2 protein-coding genes are annotated in these 2,203 nt (G+C 61.8%); one reads left to right on the forward strand and one right to left on the reverse strand.

Going from position 1 to position 2,203, the window contains the following annotated elements; genetic code table 11:
- Window positions 1–210: 210 nt before the first annotated feature.
- Window positions 211–1,986 carry a phospholipase D-like domain-containing protein gene (locus tag NW815_RS11450; RefSeq protein ID WP_414391217.1) on the reverse strand — a complete coding sequence of 592 codons (1,776 nt, stop codon included), beginning with the start codon at window positions 1,984–1,986 and terminating at the stop codon, window positions 211–213.
- 69 nt (window positions 1,987–2,055) lie between these two features.
- Here NW815_RS11450 and NW815_RS11455 point away from each other — a divergent pair, with 69 nt between their 5' ends.
- Window positions 2,056–2,190 (forward strand): fasciclin domain-containing protein, encoded by a 135-nt coding sequence (locus tag NW815_RS11455; protein ID WP_414416027.1) that lies wholly within the window; start codon window positions 2,056–2,058, stop codon window positions 2,188–2,190.
- Window positions 2,191–2,203 lie beyond the last annotated feature (13 nt).

Genomic DNA, 2,203 nt, shown 5'->3' on the forward strand with positions numbered 1-2,203 from the left:
AAAGCCTTTTGGCCCCCTGCATTATTGCTCTGCAACGCCGATGCGACCAACATTTTAGGCGTGGGTGCAGTGTCCTGGTTTGAACTGAAATGACTATATTTGGGGTTTAATTTGGGGTTTATTCGAGGGGAGAGGCCCTTTAGGAGCTGCTCTGGGATGAACTTCCGAAAGCACTCCGCGCCCTCAACCTGACCAAGAGGGGGCTAACTCCTACCAGGTTACCCGATCCCGCAGCTGCTCAATCCGGGCTGGGCCAATGCCATTGACCCGTTGCAGATCCTCCAAAGAGGAGAAGGGGCGGGCCTCGATAATGCGCTGCGCCAGGGCGGGGCCAATGCCGGGCAACTGTTCCAGCTCCGCCGCCGTGGCCGTATTCAGGTTAACGCGAGGGGATCCCCCAGGAGACGCCACCGGAAAAGCAACCGACGGGGAAGGGGATCCCGCCTCAGGAGGAAGAACGACCTCGACTTCCAGCAGCTCCGGCTCCGGTTCAGGCAAGGAAGCGGCAACGGGGACGGGGTTGGGGCAGCGACGGGATCCCTCTTCTGCCTGTTGTTGCAGGCGGCGGCTGGGGCCAAAGCGGGCATCGGCAATGAGCCGGTCGAACTCCCGCACAAAGTGATCCACCACTCGGCTATTGCGGATGATCAGGAAGTTTTCGTCGTTGAGGTGGTTGGCCGAGACCGACCAGTTGTTGGATCCGGTGATCACCGTGGCCTGAGGAGTGCCGGGATCGATGATGGCAAACTTATGGTGCAGCTTATCGCCGGGGGCGAGGTTGGGTATGCCTACAGACTGGGCCGGCAGCGTCCAGGGCAGGCGCGCCGCCTCCACCTGGCACTTTTCGTCGGGGAGCAACAGCCCCCACATCTCCAGGGTGCGGCTGTAGTCCCGGAAGGCAAAACCAGGGTCGAACACCCCGCGGATCTCCACGTTACGCTCCTGGCGCAGTTGCCTGAGTTGGTTGGCAATGCCCGGATCCGTAAAGACGAACAGAGCCAGATCCACCTGTCGCCGGGCTTGGGCCAGGGCGGCGGCGATGATGCCGTTGGAGGTGGCTTCGTAGGGCAAGGAGCGGCTGGCAGGAGAAAAGTGAACTCCCACAATGGCATCGCCAAGGTACACCGTTTCCAGGGGACGCTTGAGCTTTTGCACGCCGAAGCGGCTATCGGGCAGGCCGCCAGGACCATCGCCCCACATGAGATCGAATTCCTCGGTGTAGAGGCGGGCCAGCTCCGGGCTATCCAGCAGCAGCAGGTGATTGGCATTGCCGACGCTGTCGGGGGCATCAAAGTCCCCGTGAATATCAGAGAGCGTGAAATTGGCCGATCCGGTCAAGACTTTCTGCCCGTCGATCACCACAAATTTGTGGTGCATCAGGCCACTGCCCTTGGAACCATCGGCGGTATCGTCCAGCCAGGGCACCTGGCCTCCATCCAGCAAGGCGTACACATCCCGCGTGGCGACCTCCTCAGCCGAAAACCGTCCATCGCGGTTCACATCCACCAGGTTGCGGTACTCCTCGAACTTGCGACGGCTGCGCTCGTCCAGCGCCCGCACTTCGGCAGGGGTGAGCTGGTGCCAGGCTCGCACGTAGGTGTTTTCAGTAATAAAACGCACAGGGATCCCCGCCTGCCGCCGCTCCACCAGAGCCTGGGCAATCAGGGGTAGGTTCAGCTCCTGCACGGCAATATCCACCGACTGCCGAGCGGAGCGAATCTGGGAAATGATGAACTCTTCCAGGTTGTAGCCATAGCGGCGGATCTGGCGGTAGGGATCCCGATAGGTGCTCTCCCGGCTTTGGTTGAACACCACCCGGATGCGGGGGTGCTGCGGCAGAGGGGCCAGGGTGGGCAGCTCCGGCTCTTGGGGGTAGGGTCTGGGCCGAGGACCCACCCAGTAGCCGATCAAGACCAGAATGAGAAGCAGAGCAGCCCAGGGCAGCCAGCGGCGGAGTTGCCGCAACCACGACGGGATCCCGTTCATGGCCTTTCTCCTCTCCAGCAATCACACCCCCAGGATACCGAACTTTATCGCAGCCACTTCTGGGGCAAGGTGTCTCTGGGGGGTATTCTCACCTATCACGTGGTTCCCGGTTTGGCCCCTTCCGACGCCCTCAGAGCCGGCCAGCAGGTGGCGACCTTACAGGGATCCCCGGTGACGGTCACCCTCGAGGGAGCATGCCTCTAACCCCCAAAACCCT

The sequence above is a fragment of the Synechococcus sp. R6-7 genome (genome assembly GCF_047461695.1).
Lineage (GTDB): Bacteria > Cyanobacteriota > Cyanobacteriia > Thermostichales > Thermostichaceae > Thermostichus.

What these genes read in the sequence shown, in the direction of transcription:
- NW815_RS11450 (WP_414391217.1), bottom strand. Translation starts at nt 1,986, where the DNA reads ATGAACGGGATCCCGTCGTGGTTGCGGCAACTCCGCCGCTGGCTGCCC.